Annotated in this window: 21 protein-coding genes and 1 pseudogene; 10 read left to right on the top strand and 12 right to left on the bottom strand. The window is 40.2% G+C overall.

The genetic code is table 11. The annotated features are described in order from the left end of the window. Window positions 1-108 precede the first annotated feature (108 nt). The 5 genes from ACTJJG_RS11515 (at window position 109) to ACTJJG_RS11495 (ending at window position 5,662) form a co-directional block, all read left to right on the top strand. On the top strand, window positions 109-846 hold the full coding sequence (locus tag ACTJJG_RS11515) for an SDR family oxidoreductase (RefSeq protein ID WP_032056369.1): 738 nt from the start codon (window positions 109-111) through the stop codon (window positions 844-846). A gap of 237 nt (window positions 847-1,083) precedes the next feature. Further along, entirely contained in the window at window positions 1,084-1,593 is a 510-nt protein-coding gene (locus ACTJJG_RS11510) for a rhodanese-like domain-containing protein (RefSeq protein ID WP_000992245.1), read from the top strand. A gap of 18 nt (window positions 1,594-1,611) precedes the next feature. Then, window positions 1,612-2,553, top strand: a complete 942-nt coding sequence (gene epsC, locus ACTJJG_RS11505; protein WP_081318420.1) for a serine O-acetyltransferase EpsC — start codon at window positions 1,612-1,614, stop codon at window positions 2,551-2,553. A 240-nt stretch (window positions 2,554-2,793) separates the two neighbouring features. Beyond that, a complete protein-coding gene (locus ACTJJG_RS11500) occupies window positions 2,794-3,726 on the top strand; it encodes a family 2A encapsulin nanocompartment shell protein (protein ID WP_001107602.1) in 933 nt (310 codons plus the stop codon). After that, a complete protein-coding gene (locus tag ACTJJG_RS11495; protein ID WP_032056375.1) occupies window positions 3,701-5,662 on the top strand; it encodes a family 2A encapsulin nanocompartment cargo protein cysteine desulfurase in 1,962 nt (653 codons plus the stop codon). The genes ACTJJG_RS11500 and ACTJJG_RS11495 overlap by 26 nt, the downstream gene beginning before the upstream one ends. A 603-nt stretch (window positions 5,663-6,265) precedes the next feature. Here ACTJJG_RS11495 and ACTJJG_RS11490 read toward each other — a convergent pair. Continuing rightward, on the bottom strand, window positions 6,266-6,904 hold the full coding sequence (locus ACTJJG_RS11490) for a LysE family translocator (protein WP_032056377.1): 639 nt from the start codon (window positions 6,902-6,904) through the stop codon (window positions 6,266-6,268). A 91-nt stretch (window positions 6,905-6,995) separates the two neighbouring features. Here ACTJJG_RS11490 and ACTJJG_RS11485 point away from each other — a divergent pair, with 91 nt between their 5' ends. Next, entirely contained in the window at window positions 6,996-7,925 is a 930-nt protein-coding gene (locus tag ACTJJG_RS11485) for a LysR family transcriptional regulator (RefSeq protein WP_032056380.1), read from the top strand. A 61-nt stretch (window positions 7,926-7,986) separates the two neighbouring features. Here ACTJJG_RS11485 and ACTJJG_RS11480 read toward each other — a convergent pair whose 3' ends face one another. The 5 genes from ACTJJG_RS11480 to ACTJJG_RS11460 form a co-directional block, all read right to left on the bottom strand. Then, a complete protein-coding gene (locus ACTJJG_RS11480; protein WP_032056382.1) occupies window positions 7,987-8,853 on the bottom strand; it encodes a cysteine ABC transporter substrate-binding protein in 867 nt (288 codons plus the stop codon). Window positions 8,854-8,935: 82 nt separating this feature from the next. Then, entirely contained in the window at window positions 8,936-9,796 is an 861-nt protein-coding gene (locus ACTJJG_RS11475) for a transporter substrate-binding domain-containing protein (protein WP_032056384.1), read from the bottom strand. 30 nt (window positions 9,797-9,826) lie between these two features. Next, complete coding sequence (locus ACTJJG_RS11470; protein ID WP_001130360.1) at window positions 9,827-10,558, bottom strand: amino acid ABC transporter ATP-binding protein; 732 nt, start codon at window positions 10,556-10,558, stop codon at window positions 9,827-9,829. Between the two features lie 2 nt (window positions 10,559-10,560). Further along, the gene (locus tag ACTJJG_RS11465) at window positions 10,561-11,226 is read right to left on the bottom strand and encodes an amino acid ABC transporter permease (protein ID WP_000418067.1); all 666 of its coding nucleotides are present in this window, start codon (window positions 11,224-11,226) and stop codon (window positions 10,561-10,563) included. After that, complete coding sequence (locus ACTJJG_RS11460; protein WP_002114214.1) at window positions 11,216-11,875, bottom strand: amino acid ABC transporter permease; 660 nt, start codon at window positions 11,873-11,875, stop codon at window positions 11,216-11,218. Before ACTJJG_RS11460 ends, ACTJJG_RS11465 begins: the two co-directional genes overlap by 11 nt. Before the next feature lie 63 nt (window positions 11,876-11,938). Here ACTJJG_RS11460 and ACTJJG_RS11455 point away from each other — a divergent pair, with 63 nt between their 5' ends. Continuing rightward, complete coding sequence (locus tag ACTJJG_RS11455; RefSeq protein WP_014206469.1) at window positions 11,939-12,052, top strand: hypothetical protein; 114 nt, start codon at window positions 11,939-11,941, stop codon at window positions 12,050-12,052. 96 nt (window positions 12,053-12,148) lie between these two features. Here the strand turns inward: ACTJJG_RS11455 and ACTJJG_RS11450 are convergent, their stop codons facing one another. The 3 genes from ACTJJG_RS11450 to ACTJJG_RS11440 all read right to left on the bottom strand — a co-directional run bounded on the left by ACTJJG_RS11450 (window position 12,149) and on the right by ACTJJG_RS11440 (window position 16,996). Next, a complete protein-coding gene (locus ACTJJG_RS11450; RefSeq protein ID WP_005069864.1) occupies window positions 12,149-12,433 on the bottom strand; it encodes a GNAT family N-acetyltransferase in 285 nt (94 codons plus the stop codon). Between the two features lie 142 nt (window positions 12,434-12,575). Next, window positions 12,576-13,535, bottom strand: a complete 960-nt coding sequence (locus ACTJJG_RS11445; RefSeq protein ID WP_032056388.1) for a response regulator transcription factor — start codon at window positions 13,533-13,535, stop codon at window positions 12,576-12,578. Then, on the bottom strand, window positions 13,532-16,996 hold the full coding sequence (locus ACTJJG_RS11440) for a hybrid sensor histidine kinase/response regulator (RefSeq protein ID WP_233752508.1): 3,465 nt from the start codon (window positions 16,994-16,996) through the stop codon (window positions 13,532-13,534). Before ACTJJG_RS11440 ends, ACTJJG_RS11445 begins: the two co-directional genes overlap by 4 nt. A 195-nt stretch (window positions 16,997-17,191) precedes the next feature. Between ACTJJG_RS11440 and ACTJJG_RS11435 the strand changes: the two genes are divergently transcribed. Next, on the top strand, window positions 17,192-18,808 hold the full coding sequence (locus tag ACTJJG_RS11435) for a purine-cytosine permease family protein (protein WP_002114289.1): 1,617 nt from the start codon (window positions 17,192-17,194) through the stop codon (window positions 18,806-18,808). Window positions 18,809-18,864: 56 nt separating this feature from the next. On the opposite strand, the gene ACTJJG_RS11430 is transcribed toward ACTJJG_RS11435, so the two are convergent. Continuing rightward, a complete protein-coding gene (locus ACTJJG_RS11430) occupies window positions 18,865-19,320 on the bottom strand; it encodes an Lrp/AsnC family transcriptional regulator (protein ID WP_000376211.1) in 456 nt (151 codons plus the stop codon). Between the two features lie 156 nt (window positions 19,321-19,476). Here ACTJJG_RS11430 and ACTJJG_RS11425 point away from each other — a divergent pair, with 156 nt between their 5' ends. After that, window positions 19,477-20,088 carry a LysE family translocator gene (locus ACTJJG_RS11425; protein WP_032056392.1) on the top strand — a complete coding sequence of 204 codons (612 nt, stop codon included), beginning with the start codon at window positions 19,477-19,479 and terminating at the stop codon, window positions 20,086-20,088. A 70-nt stretch (window positions 20,089-20,158) separates the two neighbouring features. On the opposite strand, the gene ACTJJG_RS11420 is transcribed toward ACTJJG_RS11425, so the two are convergent. Continuing rightward, window positions 20,159-20,770: a LexA family protein gene (locus ACTJJG_RS11420; protein ID WP_440608944.1), complete on the bottom strand. Its 612-nt coding sequence runs from the start codon at window positions 20,768-20,770 to the stop codon at window positions 20,159-20,161. Window positions 20,771-21,056: 286 nt separating this feature from the next. Here ACTJJG_RS11420 and ACTJJG_RS11415 point away from each other — a divergent pair, with 286 nt between their 5' ends. Beyond that, window positions 21,057-21,290 (top strand): hypothetical protein, encoded by a 234-nt coding sequence (locus ACTJJG_RS11415; RefSeq protein ID WP_002114518.1) that lies wholly within the window; start codon window positions 21,057-21,059, stop codon window positions 21,288-21,290. Between the two features lie 58 nt (window positions 21,291-21,348). Here the strand turns inward: ACTJJG_RS11415 and ACTJJG_RS11410 are convergent. Further along, window positions 21,349-21,735: pseudogene (locus ACTJJG_RS11410) on the bottom strand (KGG domain-containing protein); the annotation flags it as partial.

Below are 21,735 nucleotides of genomic sequence, written 5' to 3'. Positions count from 1 at the left end.
CTATCCATTATTAATGTATATGGAATTATCTTATCCAATTCTGAAGATTTATCCCATATTTCTATATTATTAAAATAAGCCATACTTACTCAAACAGGCAATCTAAAAATGAATATTTCAAGAAAAATAGCTCTGGTTACTGGTGCATCACGTGGTATTGGCCGTGCTATTGCAGAACATTTAGCTCAAGATGGTTTTTATGTGATTGTTAACTATGCTGGCAATAAAGTGCATGCCCAAGCCACTGTAGAACATATTATTGAGCAAGGTGGTCAAGCCTCAGCTATTCAAGCGGACGTTGCAAATGAACATGAGGTGAGCCGTTTATTTCAAGAAGCAAAAGCGATTAATGGTCAAGTAGATGTGGTAGTTCATAGTGCTGGTATTATGCCTATGGCAAAAATTACACCTGAAAACCTGCCAGATTTCGACAAAGTAATTCATACCAATTTACGTGGTGCGTTTTTAATATTGGCGCATGCGGCCGAAACAGTGCCAGATGGTGGTCGGATTATTGCGCTTTCAACTAGTGTAATTGCCAAATCTTTTCCGGCATATGGTCCTTATATTGCTTCAAAAGCAGGTGTCGAAGGTTTGGTACATGTGTTAGCAAATGAGTTACGTGGGCGCAATATTACCGTAAATGCCGTTGCACCCGGCCCGACAGGCACTGACCTTTTTTACAATGGAAAAAATGAAGAGCAAGTAGCGGCTATTGCAAAACTTGCTCCATTGGAACGAATCGGAACACCTGACGAAATTGCTGACGTAGTTGCCATGCTAGCTGGTCCAGATGGACGTTGGGTAAATTCACAAGTCATTCGAGTAAATGGTGGATTTGCTTAATTTTTAAAACCGTGTGGATTATTTTAATTCTCACGGTTTTTACTAAATAATAAAATTTCTTAAATCTATTTTATTTTAATAACTTTATAAGATTAACTAATACTAATTTATATAAAATATTCACCGCTCTTATTTATCAAAATAATATATATAAATAGATATTCCTTATTTTTGCTTATATTTAAAACCGCGTAAATTGAACCTTAACAATCTGAATCAAAGATAAGGATATATTCAATGAACGCTAAATTAAATACTGAAACTCCGCAAAGTTTTATCTCAAATGGTTCAAATACGTCCTTTTCAGCCGAAGATATCCTTGCTAAAGCACAGCAATATGCACAAGAACACGAATTAAATTTTAGTGGCAGTTTATCACCTGTTGATGCATGGCAGCTCGTACAACAAGGCGAAGCTGTTTTAGTTGATGTACGTACCAATGAAGAACGTAAATTTGTGGGTTATGTCCCTGAAAGTGTTCATGTCGCTTGGGCAACAGGCACATCGTTTAACCGTAATCCACGCTTTTTAAAAGAACTTGAATCAAAAGTTGGCAAAGACAAAACCATTCTTTTGTTATGTCGTAGTGGCAACCGTTCAGCACAGGCAGCAGAAGCCGCATTTAATGCAGGTTTTGAGCACATTTATAACGTTCTTGAAGGCTTCGAAGGCGACCTAAATGATCAGCAACAGCGTAATCAGAAAAATGGCTGGCGCATCCACCAACTTCCTTGGCAACAAGACTAATACTTCAATCAATTTTCAGTGAATCAAGGAAAGCTTGTGACTCAATGGAACATTAATGCGGTTGTACAAGGTTTACAACAAGCAAGGCATGACTGGCGTCAGCAACAGCACAGAACAAAAGAATTTGGAGGCCGTGAACTTCCATCTAAAGAAGCTTTAAAAATCATTTTAGATGACTTGTGTGGAATTTTATTTCCAATGCGTTTAGGCCCTGCTGACTTACGTCAAGAAACTGAAGATTCTTATATTGCCTATACTTTAAATCGGGTGCTGACAGCTTTACATGCTCAAGTACAACTGGCTTTAAATTATGAAGCGAAACGACATTTGAGTCATTCAAGCCCAGTGCAGCAGCCACAAGAACTTGCTCAAACTATTGTGCAGGATTTTGCCAACACTTTGCCCTCTATACGGCGCCTTTTAGACGGCGATGTGCGTGCTGCTTATGAAGGCGATCCGGCGGCACATAGTGTGGATGAAGTATTACTTTGCTATCCGGGCATATTTGCGATTATTTATCACCGAATTGCGCATCAACTGTATGCCCAAGTGCCTTTATTGTCGCGCATTATTTCCGAGTTGGCCCACTCTACAACAGGCATTGATATTCATCCGGGTGCGCAAATCGGCAAAGGATTTTTCATTGATCATGGTACGGGTGTGGTGATTGGTGAGACTTGTGTGATTGGAGAACGCGTTCGTATTTATCAGGCCGTGACCCTTGGAGCAAAACGCTTTGAAACCAATGATGATGGTGGTTTGAAAAAAGATTATATACGCCATCCGATTGTTGAAGATGATGTCGTGATTTATGCAGGTGCCACTATTTTAGGCCGTATTACCATTGGTCGAGGGTCAATTATTGGGGGGAATGTTTGGCTAACCCATAGTGTGGCCGCAGGTAGCCAGATTTTACAGTCACCGAATGAGTCTTATCAAAAAAATCATATTGCCGGTTAAAAACTATAGATGTGAAATAAATAGCTAAGGAGATAAATAAACAAAGAACGTGCAGATTAATAAAATGCTTATTTCTAGTTTAAATATATTTTTATTTAGAAAATAGATAACTCATTAATAAGCTCAGTATTTAAAAAATTTATAACGCGATTTTAATTTTAAAACCAGAACTAATTCTAGTTTATATGCATCCTAGAATTTTTATTTTCAAAAAGCCAATGTAATAAGGAAAAATGATTCATGGCGAAAAATACAGATAAAGCCCAACTTGCACTTGGGGACCACGCAGCTCGCCAACTGGCCAATGCAACCAAGACAGCTCCCCAACTTTCTACAATTACTCCCCGATGGCTGACTCATTTACTGCAATGGCTTCCTGTTGAAGCAGGTATCTATCGCCTAAACCGTGTCAATAATACCGATGATATTCAGGTGGCTTGTACACAACGTGATGAAGCAACTTTACCGCAAACTTTTGTCGATTATGATCCAGAACCGCGTGAATACTTTTTAAATGGTGTATCTACAGTTTTAGATGTGCATACACGTGTAGCCGACCTTTACAGCAGCCCACACGACCAAATTAAAGAACAGCTTCGCTTAACCATTGAAACCATTAAAGAACGTCAAGAAAGTGAGCTCATCAATAACCCTGAATATGGTTTACTGGCAAGTGTGACAGATGACCAACGTATTTCGACCTTAAATGGCCCACCTACTCCAGATGATCTTGATGATTTGCTACGTAAAGTCTGGAAAGAACCGGGATTTTTCCTAGCACACCCTGATGCGATTGCAGCATTTGGACGTGAATGTACACGCCGTGGTGTACCGCCTCCAACGGTTAGTCTGTTCGGTTCGCAATTCATTACATGGCGCGGTATTCCACTCATTCCATCAAATAAAATTCCTGTAGAAGATGGCAAAACTAAAATCTTGCTGCTTCGTGTAGGTGAAAAGCGTCAAGGCATTGTTGGTTTATTCCAACCGGGTCTTGCTGGTGAACAGTCACCAGGGCTTTCAGTACGCTTTATGGGAATCAACCGTAACGCGATTGCGTCGTATCTAATCTCGTTATATTGCTCACTTGCAGTACTCACTGATGATGCGTTGGCAGTATTAGATGATGTGGAGGTGGACAAATATCATGACTACCCAGTTAACTACAAGTAATCTGCAAGGTAGTCCAACGGGGCCTGAAGTGACTGGTGTTAATCCACCAGCCAACTTCCCTGATGAGTCCACCATTGCTCGTCTTGCTAATGAGTTTTTTTCAGCATTACCAAGCTCAAGCAGTTCAGCTTCACCATCGGGCCTTAACTTGGACTTACCTGTCGGAGCGCCACCGCACCCTCCACAACCGGGTGAACCATTCTCTGCTCTCAGTGGTCGTGCGCCCAATATCGCCTTTCAGAAAAGTCTTAATCCAGAATATCCTGAGCATATTCCAAATTTGCCAGACTACCCTGAACGCCGAATTGTAGCGTCTGCGCCTGTGGTTGGTGGAGCTAATTTGCCACGCCCACCATTTGAACCACATTTGCCACAAGCTGCTCATAGTGAACCCAATGTGCCACGCATTGCACCCAGCTTACCCACTGGTGCAGGTGAATCACCTTATTATTTTTTAAATGATTTTTCTGCTCCCAATACAGCAGAACCGTCTGTTAAAGGTGTTGAAGATAATTATTCAGTTGTACAGTCTTTTCAATTGCCACATGGTGACCAGCTGAAATCATTGCTGACGGAAGATCGTTTTGTAACAAACACGCCTCTCCAAAGTTCGGCAAGCTCTGCATTTTATTTTTTAGACTTGCCTCAAACTGGACAAAGTTATAGTCACTATCAACCATCGCAACCCACCTTTGTAGCAAGCAGTGCTCAACCACTCGATGTACATGCCATACGTCGCGATTTTCCAATTTTACAGGAACGCGTCAATGGTCGACCTCTAGTTTGGTTGGATAATGCTGCCACCACACAAAAACCGCAGCGTGTGATTGACCGGATTGCTTATTTTTATCAGCATGAAAATTCAAATATTCACCGTGCTGCACATGAGTTAGCGGCTCGTGCAACTGATGCCTATGAGCATGCAAGAAATGTAGTTGCCCGATTTATTGGTGCACCCTCTTCTAAAGAAATTATCTTTGTTCGAGGAACAACCGAAGGGATTAACCTGATTGCAAAAACATGGGGCGAGCAAAATATTGGTGAAGGTGATGAAATTATCGTTTCTCACTTAGAACACCATGCCAATATTGTACCTTGGTATCAACTCAGTAAAAAAACTGGAGCTAAATTAAGAGTCATTCCTGTGGATGACACGGGCCAGATTATTTTAGAAGAGTTGCCAAAACTGATTAATGAGCGCACTAAACTGCTGTCAATTACTCAAGTTTCGAATGCTTTAGGCACAGTTACACCTGTTGCTGAAGTCATTAAAATTGCCCATGCCAAAGGTGTACGTGTTTTAGTTGACGGCGCGCAATCTGTTTCGCACATCCCTACCGATGTACAAGCTCTCGATGCAGACTTTTTTGTATTTTCTGGACATAAAGTATTTGGTCCAACGGGTATTGGTGTGGTCTATGCAAAACCAGAACTACTTGAAAGCATGCCTGTTTGGGAAGGCGGCGGCAACATGATTCAAGATGTGACCTTCGAACAAGTAGTTTACCAACCTGCACCAAACAAGTTTGAAGCTGGAACTGGAAACATTGCCGATGCCGTTGGTCTAGGCGCTGCACTTGAATATGTCGAAAGTCTAGGTATTCATAACATTGCTCGCTATGAACATGATCTACTCGAATATGGTCAAAATGCGCTGAGTAGTGTGTCAGGTTTGCGTTTGATTGGAACTGCACATCATAAAGCCAGTGTTATGTCCTTTACTTTACAAGGCTATTCAACTGAACAAGTCGGTAAAGCTTTAAATCAACATGGTATTGCCGTACGTTCAGGTCATCACTGTGCTCAGCCGATTTTACGTCGCTTTGGCGTCGAACAGACCGTGCGTCCGTCTTTGGCTTTTTATAATACGACGGAAGAAATTGATTTATTGGTGTCGGTATTACATCAACTGACGCGTAATCGACGTACGAGTTAAATTTATTTTTGCAAAAAGGACTGCTTTCGAGCGGTCTTTTTTTATGGATTCTTTATTGAAGCTACTTGAGCTCAAAAGTTATATATGAAGTAACAAGTCAAAGTAGCTATCACAGAGGAGTCTTATTATTTTAAATTCAATTTCTGAATTAGCCTTCGGCTAGACTTACTTTGGTTTCGCCCAAAGTAAGCAAAAGCATTTTCATCTGCAAAACCTGTCTTCTTCTTATATCTAATCGATATATCGCAGAAACATAAACTATTTAATACCACGCAGGTTGCAGATGATTTTAGCTCGAATTAAGAGTCATCAATAGTTCGGACAACTCAAAGTAGCTATCACCTCAGAGTCTTGTTATTTTAATTTCGATTTCTGAATTAGCCTTCGGCTCGTGCTAAGAGTCATCTACAGCCTGCCCATAATTTATAAAAATAATGTTTTTGCAACATTTTTTGATAGATGAAAACAGTGAACAGGTTCTGTAGATGACAAAGTTTTTTGGTTACTTTTTCCAAAAAAAGTAACAGAATTAGCTACTTTATTATGACGTATAAACGGTAAGACTCCGTCGTGCTACCCCATCCACTTATAAATACAACCAACTTAAACAAACAAACTCCAAATCAATCTCAATGCAATTCCAATCAACAACACCCCCATCACCCGCTCAAAATAAACCCCAAACTCCAAAAATCTTTTACGTACGATAGGCTGTGCAAACAGTACGCTCACCACCATAAACCAGATGGCATTGACCATACACATCCACACACCATAAAAAACCTGAACTTTCATTGGTGTGGTTGTACTTACAATCGTTGTAAAAATTGCCAGAAAAAAGATAGTGGCTTTTGGGTTTAATGCATTGGTAAGAAAACCCATAGTAAAAGCTTTAAATAAACTTGGCGTATCACCGTTTGCTTGGCCATTAATTTCAATATTAGTATTCGGCTGGCTACGTAAACACTGCCATCCTAAATAAATCAAATAAGCTGCCCCTGCTGTTCTGATCAGTGACATGAGCCATTCACTTTGCTGAATCAAAAAGCCAATACCAACAAGTGTATAAAACACATGCACTGAAATCCCGACACCAATACCAATTGCCGTTAGACATCCAATTAAGTAGCCATAACGTACACTTTGCCTTACCGTAATCACAAAATCTGGTCCTGGTAAAATCACCGCCATAAAGTGAATAAGAGCTAGCGTTAAAAACTCATGCCCATACAACTGCCACATAACAATTTAGTTTCCTGAAAATCACTTAAACGATTGTATTGCGTTTTTTTAGACGCGATAATCCAATTAAAATCCAAATAACTTTTGCCTCATGAGCACAAATCAAAGTCTGGTTCTGTTAAATGAAATGGCGACTTTCGTGAAGGTTGTCGAGTCGGAAAGCTTTTCTGAAACTGCAAGGCAACTTGGTACTACACCTTCAGCTATCAGCCGCGCGATTGCCCGTTTAGAACGTGCTTTAGGCACCCGCTTACTCTATCGGACTACACGAAAACTTCGTTTAAGTGAAAGTGGACAACAGGTTTATCAACGTTGTTTAGATATGGTGAATGCGGCACAAGCAGTCATGGAAAGTTCGGGTCAATTTCATGTTGAACCCGAAGGTATTATTCGCATGAGTGTTCCGAAAGCTGTGGGGCATTTTATGATTCATCCGCATTTACCCGAGTTTTTAGAACGCTACCCGAAAATTGATATACAAATGCTTTTAGAAGATCGCTATGTAGACCTGATTGATGATGGAGTAGATTTAGCACTTCGAATTACAGAGCAACCACCGGGTGGCCTTATGGGTCGAAAGCTGATTGATATTGATCACTTGGTTTGTGCTACACCTGAATATTTGTCCAAGCACGGTACACCGAACCACCCTCATGATTTAAAGCAGCATGAATGTATTTACTTGGGCGAACAAGCCAGTGACTCAAAATGGAAATTTCAGCAAGGAAACAAATCGATCAGTGTGGCTGTGCGTGGGCGTTATGCAGCAAACCATACAGGTGTGCGTTTGAGTGCGGCATTACAGCATTTAGGTATTGCGAGCTTACCTTACTTCGTTGCACGCCATGCTCTACAACAAGGTACCTTAGTTCAGGTTTTACCAGATTGGTATTTTAAAACCTATTACAGTGGTGGGCTGTGGTTACTTTATCCACCGACAAGGCATGTCCCGCCTAAATTAAGTGTATTGATTCAATATTTGGCAGATAAATTAGCAGCAGAACCGACTTTAAAAATCTAGTCGGCTCCTAACTCGAGTAAATAGTATCTAGAGTCCTGATCATTAGAGGCTATGAGTACAACTATTCAACCAATAAATCTTTTGGATTAATCGTATCGCCATACACTGGTTTTAAAGTTTTTTCATAAGCTTGATGAATCACGCCTTCTTTCGCCAGTTTCTCTAAATCTTGATTTAACCAGTCCAATAACTCTTTATCCCCCTTTTTCACTGCTGGTGCAATTAAGTACTGTTCACCTAAATTGGTAATGCCAACGGTGTAATTTGGATTTTCTTTAGCCCAAGCTAAAACCAGCAAGTTATCATGGGCAAGCGCAGCACCACGACCATCTTTTAAAGCATCAAAAGTTTCAGTGTTTTGCTCATATTTTTGTAGCTTAATTTCTGGATGAGTCTTGGTGAAGAATGAATCAGCCGTTGTACCTTTGTTGACCAGTAAAGTTTTATCTTTAAGTTGAGCCACATCGGTAATTGGATGACTTTTAGGAGAAACCACACCTAGTGCCACTTTTAAATAAGGTTTAGCAAAATCGACAACTTCCTTACGTTCTGGCGTAACAGTAAAGTTGGCAAAAATAATATCCACTTTATTGGCTTTTAAATATTCGACACGGTTCGCAGCTTCAGTTAAAACAAACTCAACTTTGTTTTCATCACCCAGCAGATCTTTAGCGACATGCTTGGCAATCTCTACATCAAAGCCTTGGTTTTTACCTTGAGCATCTAAATATCCAAACGGCGGTTTATCACTAAATACACCAATTCGTACCACGCCATTCTTTTTGATCTGCTCAATACTCGACACAGTTTGTGTGGTATCGGCCGTTTTTTCAGTAGACTGAGTTCCTTTGTCACATGCAACTAAACCTAAACTCAGCAAAGATGCAGCCAAAATATGCTTCACGTTTTGAAATGTTAATGTTGTCATTATTTCACCCTCTCGTTCTTGTAAAAGTCTTATTTAAAATCGCAGCACCTACTTTTAGGCACTGCTCTAGCGATATCGAAAATTATTGGTCTACATCTAAAAACACATTCGGATTGACTGAGTCACCGTAAATTGGCTTCAAGGTTTCATCATAAATTTTCTTAATTTCACCGCTTGTTCTGAGCTGCTTAATTTCAGTATTGAGCCAATTCAATAATTGGGTATTGCCCTTTTTAACTGCTGGTGCAATAAACTCTTGATCACCAATAGACTGAATACCTGCAACATAACTTGGGTTCTTCGCGGCCCATGCCAAAGCATAGGTACTATCTTGTGAAATCGCGTCACCACGACCGTCGGTTAAAGCTTTGAAAGCATCCGAATTTCGTTCAAACTTCAGTAAATTTACTTTCGGATAATGCTTGGTAAAGTAGGTATCTGAACTTGTGCCTTTATTTACAATTAAGGTTTTACCTTCTAATTGGGCAATGTCGGTAATCGGCTTGGCTTTAGGTGAGACAATGCCAAAAGCCCCTTTTAAATAAGGCTCGGCAAAATCGACAACTTCCTTACGTTCTGGCGTTACCGTAAATGTCGCGAATACAACATCAGCTCGATTTGATTTTAAAAACTCCACCCGATTTGAAGCTTCAGTCACAATAAACTCAACTTTCTTTTCATCACCAAGCAAATCTTTAGTCACCCGTTTTGCTAGAGCTACATCGAAGCCCTGATTATTCCCCGCACTATCTACATAACCAAACGGCGGATCATCGGCAAAAACGGCAACGCGTAGAACCCCATTTTTTTTGACTTGTTCTAAAGAATGGTCTTCTTGAGCATTACTTGCCTGTTCAGTTGATGGCGTTTTACTACATGCAGTTAATAAAACCCCAGCAACGGCAAGACTGCTTAATATTTTTATTGAATTACGTTTAAACATTCACTTCCTCATGATTCAAATAATAAAAATTTAGTACGACAAAATATTTAGAAAGGCTTTCGCTCGTTCTGTTTTCGGCTGTTCAAAAAATTCTTCTGGTGAAGCCTGTTCAATAATCTTGCCCTTATCCATAAAAATAATGCGGTCAGCAACCTTGCGGGCAAAGGACATCTCATGTGTCACAATCAACATGGTCATTCCTTCATTCGCCAATTTAAGGACTACATCAAGCACTTCTCTGACCATTTCTGGGTCAAGCGCAGCGGTAATTTCATCAAGCAAAATGACTTTAGGTTGCATGACCAGTGAACGAACAATGGCAATACGCTGTTTTTGTCCGCCAGAAAGTTGTCGTGGATAATCAAGTTTTCGCTCAAACAGTCCCACTCGCTTTAACAACTCATCTGCTACTTGTTCTGCTTCGTCGCGATGGCGTTTTTGTACTTTAAGTGGCCCGAGCAAAATGTTGTCAATAACGTTCATATGCCCAAATAGCTCATAGTTCTGAAAAACCATGCCAATTTTTTGACGAGCATTAGTCCAGTCCACATCTTTACCAAGCACACCTGAACCGGTTAAACGGATTTCACCGCCCTGAATCGGTTCTAGGCCATTAATACAGCGTAATAAGGTACTTTTACCGCAGCCCGATGGACCTAAAATAACAACCACCTCTCCTTGTTCTACATCCAGATCAATGCCCTGTAAAATATGACTTTGTGCAAATGATTTCTGTAATTGTTGTATCGATAACAAAGGCATAATTACTCCCAGACCTTTTCTAAATGTGCTGCCAAACGAGATAAGGGATAGCAAATCAGAAAATACAAAATAAAAATAAAGCCATAAATCCAAAGAGAAGCGCTCGGCACGGTCAACAGCGAATTTTCAATAATTTGCTGACCAACTTTAATGACCTCAACCACCCCAATCAGGACTGCCAAAGAGCTGGTTTTCACCATTCGGGTAAATAAGTTAATCGCGCCTGGAGTTACTCGTTTTAGACTTTGCGGAAAAATGACGTAGACCAAGGCTTGAACATGGGTAAGTCCGAGCGCATAAGCTGAATCGCGTTGATGTTGATCAATTGAAGTAATGGCTGCACGAACCAAATCGCCCATTTCTGCCGTACCCCATAAAACAAATACAACAACGCATACCCACATTGCAGAAAACTGCCAGTTAAACCATGTCGCAAAGCCGAAATAAAACACAAATAGCAAAACTAAAATCGGAATGATTCGAATGGCTTCTAAGTACAGGCGGCACAATGCTTTAACGACTATGTTTTTAGAAGTCATAATGACGCCGAAAACTGTGCCGAAAATTGCAGAGAAAAACACTGAAATAAATGCAATTTTTGCAGTTGCCCAAAGTCCCCACATTAAACGTTCGAGGTGACTCGCTTGAAATAAATAATCAAGTTCCATGGCTCACCTTCCGACTTCTGTGCTCCAGATAACTGGTTAAAATAGACACGGGCAATAAAATAATCAGATAAGCCATGATGAGTAAGAACAAAGCTTCGGTAGTTTTATAGTCCATGCCAATTAAGTCTTTGGTGACAAAAAGCAATTCAACGACAGCAATTGCACTGACCACAGAACTTTCTTTAATTAGAAATAGACAATTTGCCCCTATTGCCGGAATTGAAATAGCCAGTGCTTGAGGGAAAATGACATATCTAAAAATTTGAATCGGTTGTAGACCAATACTTTTTGCAGAGTCAATCTGCCCTTTTGCAACAGACTGCAAACCTGCTCGGAAGGCTTCAGCCATATAGCTTCCACCTAAGAAGGTCAGTCCGATCACACCACAGGCAAAACCATCGATTTTGATGCCAAGCTTTGGCAAACCGTAATACAAAAAGAACAGTTGAATTAATAAAGGGGTATTTCGAGATAACTCAATATAGAACTGGGCAATTCTATTTAGCACCCGCACGCGATATGTGATTAAAATGCTGCAAATTAGCCCTACAATAATTGCCAAAATAATGCTGATAATTGAAATTTTCAGCGTGGTCAAAGTTGCAGAGAAAAATTGCGGCAACACACTATGGATATACTGCCAGTTCAAGGAAAATTCCAAAAATAATATTAAAACGTTATAAATATTTAGCTTTCGTCAGCTATTAAATATTTGTGCAACGAGTTTATTTTTTTCCCAATTGGTCTAAAACTATTTTTATTAGATAAGCTTTTCTATAAGTTTGATAAATTCGATCTGGCAATCGAAAATCTTCAAATCAGTTGAATACAACCGCTCAAAACATATTCACTCAAACAAAGATGAATAAAAAAAATCGGACACTAACGCCCGATTCCTATTAAATGATTTTTAATCTATTGCTTACTTTCTAAGTACATCACCAATGCTTGGGTCTTTATCAAAAACCGATTTAGCATATGGGCAAAGCGGAATTACTTTTACGTCTTTTTCACGAACAAAAGCCACCAAAGCATCAAGTAATTGGCGACCTACACCTTGTCCCCGATAATTTTCATTTACATCTGTAGCGTCAATAATCAGCATGCCTTCGCCTGCCCATGTATAAGTCATTTCACCCGCAACGGTTTCACCATCAAGTAAGCTAAAGCTGCCGTGTTTTGCATCATCTTTTTGTTGAATATTCACAATGAATTCCTCGTATTATGGCTCAAATTTATTTAAAAATGACTTTATATATCTTTATCTATAAGAACAAATTTAAGTGTAAAAAAATAGACTATTTTTAGCAGTGAGTCTGTATGCTTTTTAAATACAATCTTCAATTAACTCAATGAAACTCTTGTACCAGACTATTAATATGCGCCACCGCAGCAGTTCGGTTTTCAACACAAAGTTTTTCAAAAACATGCTCTAAATGCTTGTTTATTGTCCGAGGGCTAAGCTCCAAGATTTCTGCAATATCTTTATTGGTTTTGCCCAACAACAACCAGTGCATGACTTCTGCCTCACGTTGAGTCAACTGTGGGCAATATTTCAAAATATCAGCCATTTCCAAAGCTGGCGTAGAAGTTTTTATCTGGATAAGATAATTTTTTGCCACGCTTGGTTCAGTTTGCCACGGTGTAAGCAATAAAAGCTGTAATTGCTGGGATGGCGTTGAATAAGAACAGCTGGTTAATTTTTTAGGGTCTTTTTCATTTTCTAAGTCTGAAAACCAAGCTTTTAAACCTGCTTCAAAACCCTCTAATTCGGGTAAATATTGATTCAGTAAATCACTGGCTTTTTGGGTTTTCCAAACAATTTTACCGTGAACATCTAGCGCAAGAATGGCTGTTTCCGTTGCATCAATCACCTGTTTTTGTTGCTGCAATAGTTTGGCATGTGCCAAATGTGTTTTTACCCTTGCTAATACTTCTTCAATATTCAGAGGTTTGGTTACATAGTCTACCCCACCGACCTGAAAACCACGCACAATATGTTCTGTCTCAGACAAACCTGTCATAAAAATAACGGGAATAAACTGCGTAATTGGACTCGCTTTAAGCTGTATACAACTTTCAAAACCGTCCATATGTGGCATATTGCCATCGAGCAAGATCATATCTGGTAAGCATCGATGAGCTATTTCAATTGCACTTAACCCATCAGTTGTGACAAGCACGCGATAACCTGCCTGATCCAGACTTTCATGTAGCAAGCCTAAATTTTCCGGCACATCATCCACAATCAGAATAACAGCCTGCTCGTTTGGCGAAGCTTGCTGAAAAGAAACATGTTGCGTACTCATTGCTTATCCTGAATTAATCGTTGCGCGTGTTTTAAATCAAACTTTTGAATAGCGTGTTCAAGCTGTTCCCATAACTCGTTATGCTCTGGAAAATTTTGACGGCATTGCATTAAAGTCTGTTGAATTCCACGAATGTACCCCTGTCCAATTAAATCATTTAATTGCTGCAAGCTTTGCGGTAAATCGAGCAGATCATTATTTTCTGGTTGTTGGATTGGCGTATGAACAGTGGTTTGCTCTTGTTTATATATCTTTAGATCAAGTGTTTGAACTTCATTATTTTCTATGGATGTCTCTGATTTAGAATCAATCCACACCAAACCCAATTTGTCTCCAATTTTACTCAGCAACAAATTGAGGTCGATTGGTTTTAACATAAAGTCTTCACTTAAGACGGCATCTTGTGGATTGACTTCACGCTCGCCTGCATTCGCTGAAATAATTAAGATCGGTACATTAGTAATATTATTCTGACGTAATAACCGCGCTGTTTCCCACCCACCCATCAAAGGCATATTTAAATCCATCAAAATCAGGTTAGGTTGAAAAATAGGTACTCGTCTTAAACAATCAATGCCCGACTCGGCTTCTTCAATCATAAATCCTAAAGGTTTTAGAAAATTAGCGACTAGGCCTCGGTCCACCGCTTCATTATCGACAACCAAAATTCGTTTTCGCTCGCCTTGATAGCCTGTAATTTGGTTGGAATAAACATTAGAAATTGGATGAACCACTTCTTTTGAAGGTAAGTAAAACTTAATCTTAAATTGTGAACCCTGATTGAGCTGACTAGTCACAGATAGTTGGCCGCCGAGTAAATCGACCAACAATTTTACAATGGGTAATCCGAGTCCTGTTCCGGTAAATCCGCCTTGCACTACATTGCTACCCCGTTCAAACGGATTAAAGATTCGCTCTAAATCTGCCTCGGCAATACCACAGCCCGTATCTCTAATTTCAAAATAAGCCGTTTGAAAACGGTACTCAACTTTTAAAGTAATTGTGCCGCTCATTGTAAACTTTAAAGCATTGCCCAGCAAATTGATCAGCACTTGCTCTAAGCGTTTTTTGTCGGTACGCACATAGTGCGGTAGGTTCTCTCCAATTTCATAAACAAACTGTAAATTCTTCTGTTCAAACTGTGGCTGAAACATTTGAATAATTTGTTCAATAAAATTTGGAAAATGCACATCCACTACATTTAAAGAAATTTTGCCTGTTTCAATTCGCGCTAAATCTAATAAACCGTCAATCAATGAAGTCAGATGTTGCCCACTACGGCTAATCACGCCGAGCGCCATTTTGCCTTGTTCTGAGAGCTGCTCTTGTTTTTGAAGCAATTGGCTATAGCCCAAAATACTATTTAGGGGTGTTCTTAATTCGTGGCTAATACCAATGACATAACGGCTTTTTGCATCATTTGCCCGTTCTGCTGAAATTCTGGCGTCTTGTAAGTCTTTTGAAGTGACTTCATGGGCAGCAATTTCATCAATCAATAATGCTGTTTGCTGGTGTGTTTCGATTTCAGCATTACGACGGCTTTCATCGTTTAATACGAGCCACCAAGCAGCAACACTCATCAATAGAAATAAAATGGTATAAATTTTGACAAATAGCATAAATAGCTGAGGAACGGCTGCCGCATTAATGGTTTCTAAATAGGTTTTTTCCTGGATATAAACCAGACTTAAACTCACTGCCAGAACAATAGACAGCCCTAAAGTCAGTAATAAATATAAACTGACCCGACTATTTAAACGGCTGGCCCAACGTTCTGGTAGATAGTGCCAGATGCCTTTTTTAAGCTGTACCGACCAACGTGCATCGGGTTTACATAAATCGTGGCAGCGTGCTTCAAGTGAACAGCATAGAGAGCAAATCGTACCGTTATAGGCTGGGCAACCCGCCATATCAGCGAGTTCATAGTCCCTTTCACATACCACACAGGTAGCAACCGAAGTCGCCTGAATTTTTTCAGGCTGACGTGCAATGTAATATTTGCCTTTGGTTAGGTAAGCAATAACAGGAACGCATAACACAGCACTCCCCAGAGCAATAAAACTCGCCCAACCTTTTGCCATGAGTCCAAAAAAGCCCAAATAACTGAGCATCGATAACACTGAGGCAATCATTAAGGCACCCACTCCTACGGGGTTAATGTCATATAAATAAGCACGGCGAAATTCAATTCCCTTTGGGCTTAAACCTAAAGGTTTACAGATAATTAAATCGGCAACAACGGCACCAATCCATGCCAAAGCAATATTGCTATATAGCCCCAAAATGCGCTCAACTGCATGGCTAATGCCCATTTCCATCAAAACAATAGCAATAAAAACGTTAAAAAGAAGCCAGACAATTCGCCCCGGATGGCTATGAGTTAAGCGAGCAAAAAAGTTGGACCATGCCAATGAGCCAGCGTAGGCATTGGTCATATTAATTTTAATTTGCGCCAAGCAAACCAGTGCTAGAGTCAATATTAAAGCAAGCTGAGGGTTTGGAATAAACTGTTGATAGGCGACCCAATATAGATAAGTTGGATTGTCTAGTTCAGAGACAGGAATAAACAGCTGAAAAGCCAACACCATCAGCAGCATGCCCATCAAGACTTTTAGAAATCCAAAAATAATCCAAGATGGGCCACCTAAAAAAACAGCAAAACGCCATGCAGTTCTATTCTTTTCTTGTTGCGGTAAGAAACGTAAATAGTCAGCTTGCTCACCAATTTGGATCACAAATGAAAAAATAAGAGTGCACGCCGCACCAAAGTAATACAGATTAAAGTCAGTTGAGTTTGAAACCGCCCCAACAAAATGCAGGCTACTACTTAAAATTTGTGGTTGTTTCCAAAGTACAAAAAACCACGGTAACAACAGCAATAAAAGCCAGATTGGTTGTGTGATCGCCTGAACTTTATTAATAAAACCAATACCTTTGACTACTAAAGGCAAAATCACTAAGGCAGAAATTAAGTAACCAATAACTTGCGGAATACCTAAAGCAAGCTCAAGTGCCATCGCCATAATTGCGGCTTCAAACGCAAGCAAAATAAAGGTAAAGCTGGCATAAATTAGAGATGTAATGGTCGAGCCAATGTAGCCAAAACCTGCACCACGAGTAAGCAGATCAACGTCTACATTATATTTTGCGGCGTAGTAACTAATCGGCCAACTGGTCAAAAATATGATGGTACATACGACAATTGCTGCCCATAACGCATTGCTAAAGCCATACTGCCAAAGCATGGTCGCCCCAATGGCTTCCATCGCCAAAAAGCTAACTGTCGAAATTGCGGTATTAGTTACCGTCCAAGGTGACCATTTACGTACTGAGGTAGGTGCATAGCGGAGTGCATAATCTTCGATACTTTCATCTGCCACCCAAATATTATATTCACGGCGTGTTTTGATCACACGTTGTGGCGCTTGTTGGGGACGTGAAGAATCTGGCATAACACTCATGTTTTGGATGGGGCTGCATTAAACCCAGCAATCCTTATGCCAAAAGTCATTTATCATGGCGATTTTCTCGAATACGCACATATACGCAAAATAACGTATTTTCAATTTTTCCCAAAAATCACACACTCAAAACCATCAAAAAACAATGATCAATATTTGTGTTGATTGACCGAAAATGATTGGGAGATTGATGTTATGAGTGTATCTGAACATCCAAATCTGGACACTGTGCAAGGTACAGATTCACAAAAAGCAGTGAATGAAACCTTAGAAGATTATACTTTACGTTATGCTCCACACAGCTTTCGGCGCTGGAGTCCCAAAGTTGTCGCTATTACTGCACTTGGTGGTATTGCCTATCTTGCTGACTTTTCTATTGGCGCCAGTATTGGTATGTCTTACGGAACAACCAATGCTGTTTTCTCCATTTTATTTGCAGCGATTATTATCTTCTTAACCGGCATTCCTTTAGCCTACTACGCAGCGCGCTATAACATCGATCTTGATTTGATTACCCGCGGCGCAGGTTTCGGTTATATCGGCTCAGTCCTGACCAGTATCATTTTCGCCAGTTTTACCTTTATTTTCTTTGCCCTTGAAGGTTCAATCATGGCGCAAGGGTTATTGCTTGGTTTAGGCATTCCACTTTGGGCAGGTTATCTCATCTCAACCGTTATGGTTATACCACTCGTCATTTACGGCATGAAAGCCTTAAGTAAATTACAAGTCTGGACTACCCCGCTTTGGCTCGTTCTGATGATTGGTCCTGTGGCCTATCTGATTTATCAAGAGCCTACTTTAGTCAGCCAGTTTGCAACTTTTACAGGTAACGAAGGTTTTGCAACTGTAGACATGGCTGCAATCATGTTGGGTGCTGGTATATGTTTATCACTCATCATGCAAATCGGTGAGCAAATTGACTATCTACGCTTCATGCCTGCTAAAACAAAAGAAAATAGCAAAGCATGGTGGGCTGCGGTTATTTCAGCGGGTCCGGGTTGGGTGATTTTAGGGGCAATCAAACAAATTATTGGGGCATTTTTAGGGTTCTATTTACTCACTAAAATACCGGGCGTAAACAGTACTGAACCTGTTCAACAGTTTAATGCGGCGTTTCATGACATGCTTCCGGGTTGGGCTGCTTTAACACTTGCAGTGATTTTGGTGGTTATTTCTCAAATTAAAATTAATGTGACCAATGCTTACTCTGGTTCCCTTGCATGGACAAGCGCCTACACACGTATTAGCAAACATTATCCTGGTCGTATTGTGTTTGTGATGGTGAACTTGGCAATTGCGCTTGCTTTAATGGAAGGCAACATGTTTGCGGTACTGGGTAAAATCTTAGGGTTCTATTCAAACTTTGCGATTGCTTGGGTTGTGGTTGTTGCAACAGATATTTCAATTAACAAATATGTGTTAAAACTTTCACCGAAAGAACCAGAATACCGCCGTGACATGCTATACAACGTAAACCCTGTCGGTATGGTTGCGTTCCTTGTATCAGCAGGCTTATCAATTGCAGCATTCTTCGGATTACTTGGTAGCTTCTTGGCGCCTTACTCACCGCTTATCGCACTTGTACTTGCCTTTGTATTAACACCAATCATGGGCTTATTAACCAAAGGAAAATACTACATCAAGTCACACGATGACGGTATTAAAGAACCACGTTACGATGCTGAAGGCACACCAGTTGCAACGGTTTACCACTGCCGCGTATGTGAACAAGGTTACGAGCGCCCAGATATTATGTTCTCTCACAAACATAACGGTACGATCTGTTCTTTGTGTAAAACACTCGATGCTTAAATACTCTCGAAACTAAAAAAGAAGCTTTAAAGCTTCTTTTTTATATCTGAGGATTCTTAGCCAATCGGAAATAAACGTTCAGGCACCACATCTTTCATCACAATGGTTGAGATGAGTCGTTGCACACTGGGAATAGCAGATAATTTTTCATCGTACAAACGCTGGAAAGCAGGTAAATCTTTAGCCACCACATGCAGCAAATAGTCTGGCTCACCAAATAAGCGCTGCGCCTGAATAATTTGCGGGATGTCTATCACGGCATTTTCAAACTTCTCGACTGCCTGTTTATCGCCCTCTTTAAGCGTAATAAAAACAATCGCTGAAAATTCAAATCCCACTAAGTTTGGGTCGAGTTCTGCCCGATAACCTTTGATAGCTCCTGACTCTTCTAAAGCCTTCACTCGTCTATGACAAGGTGAAATGCTCAAACCGACTTTTTCTGCCAGCTCGGTGATAGATAATCGGCCATTTAATTGCAATTCAGCAAGAATCTTTTTATCTGTGCGATCCATTTAGAAAAATTTACCCCAAATGAGTGTGATATGAGCAAACATTTAAAAGCACATTCTAAATACATGAGCATATTATTTTCAACAAGCTCGAATAAATAGGGATTTTTTCTAAACCACGAGTGAAACCTTTGGAAAATAGTTCGCCGAGATAAGCATATGGCTTTTAACATTTTTATTGCATTTTGGAGTGTCTCCATTCTTTTTATTATTACGCCAGGGGCAGACTGGGCCTATGCCATTTCGGCAGGGATTAAAGGCAAAGTCGTCGTACCCGCTGTTGCAGGTATGCTATTTGGGCACTTTATTACGATTTTATTAGTAGCGGCTGGTGTTGGCCTACTGGTAGCAAATAATCCAACTGCTCTGATGATCTTAACAATTGCAGGTTCTGCTTATTTGTTATGGATGGGAATAAACTTATTACTTACCCCTCCTACTCCGAACGAGTCAGGTTCTGAAAAAGCTCAGTCATGGTTGAGCTGGGCAACCAAAGGAGTTTACGTGAGTGGATTAAACCCGAAAGTTTTTTTGCTCTTTTTAGCACTGCTTCCTCAATTTATTGACACTACTGCTTCATGGACAGTGACAACACAAATTCTTGCCTTCGGTGTTGTCCACATGATTAGCTGCGCGATAATTTACTTAATGGTGGGTTATGGTTCAGAGGCTATTTTGAAAACCAGACCACAAGCAGCACAATTAGTCGGCCGTTTTTCAGGTGGTTTGATGGTTGTTATCGCAACATGTTTATTGATTGGACAAATTTAAAAGTCATTCAGCAAAAAGTTACTGACTCACTTTTCGGGTCAGTAACTTGAATAATAAAATATAAGAAAAATTATCTCATTCGTTTGAGGTTATAAGTCACGACTCCCCAAATAACCAGTTCTTGCCCCTCTTCAATATAAATATTCTGATAATCAGGATTTTCTGCTTTTAGCCAAACTTTAGGTGGCTGAAATTGACTATCAATCATTAAGCGCTTCACAGTGAAATCATTATCGATGAGTGCAATCACAATATCACCCGATTTAGCGGGAATGCTACGGTCCACAATAAGCGGATCATTAATATCAATTCCAGCATCTAACATGGATAAAGAGTTGGCTTTGACAATAAACGTGGCATTTTCATTTCTAATTAAATATTCATTTAAATCGAGTGCTTGCTCAATATCATCTTGCGCAGGCGTAGGAAAACCTGCCGCAATACGTTCAGTTGCCAAAGGAATATGGTAAATTTTATCGTTATTCGGGTGGACCTGTTGGACATTAAGTTTTGAGTTCAAGTCGGTCAAGTTATTGGTTTTGACATTATTCAGTAACCAATTTTTGATAAAGTTAACTTGAGACTCAGGAACACGAATGACTTTGGTGGGTTCATTGAACTGTGCTTTACGTCCGGCATTTTCTCGTGCACCGCCATGCTCGAACTCTTTTTTCTTTGGCATATTGCCTCCATTCCACTGTTCAAATCCTACACAAACAATGTAACTTGAAAAAGTTACATTTTCAAGTTGACGAAATATTTTTTTTGCATAACAATAAATCTCATGATCAGATTTTAATCCATTTTGCTTTTAACAGGGATGTTTTAACCAAAATGGCAATTTGAAGAAAATCAAAACCTATTTCGAAATAGTCGTTATCGCTGACTGTTTTTTGATTTTTATCAAATGAGATTCTGAACACTTAACATTCTGGTTAAATTCAGTTTTTGGTATGGAGACATGCGAAATGAAAAATCAACGTGATGCGGTTTTAGGTTATGCAAATGAGCAACATGCTTACTATATCCGCCTAATTGAAAATGATGCGGTTTTAGGTGAAAGCTACGGATTATTTTGTGAAAATCCAGATAGCGAAGCAGCCGAAAGTATTATGACGACACTTTTTTTGAAAAAATCTTTTTGGTTAAACGGTTCTGAATACCTTGATATTGTAAAAGGCCTACAACCTCTCCCTCAGTAAATAAGTAAGCTAAAAAACAAAGGAGGCAAAAGCCTCCTTTGTTTTTAAAACATTCTGCTTAAGACGTAAAACGTCCGTAGGCATCACGTTTTTGATTACGAGAGTTTTGACCACGGCCATCATAATCATCGTCGTCATCACGGCTGCGACCACGACCTCGTCCACCTGAGCGGCCACGATCGTCATCATCATCGTCATCGCGGCTGCGACCTCGACCTCGTCCGCCTGAGCGGCCTCCGCGATCGTCATCATCATCGTCATCACGGCTGCGACCACGGCCTCGTCCGCCTGAACGGCCTCCGCGATCATCGTCGTCGTCATCACGACTACGGCCACGGCCTCGGCCACCTGAGCGGCCACCACGATCGTCATCATCATCGTCATCACGACCTCGGCCTCGGCCTCCTGAGCGGCCACCACGATCGTCATCATCATCGTCATCACG

The sequence above is a fragment of the Acinetobacter sp. 22512 genome, assembly GCF_052044755.1.
Taxonomy (GTDB): domain Bacteria; phylum Pseudomonadota; class Gammaproteobacteria; order Pseudomonadales; family Moraxellaceae; genus Acinetobacter; species Acinetobacter pittii.
Note: the sequence above shows the minus strand (reverse complement) of the source record. Positions and strands in the feature narration are given on the sequence as shown.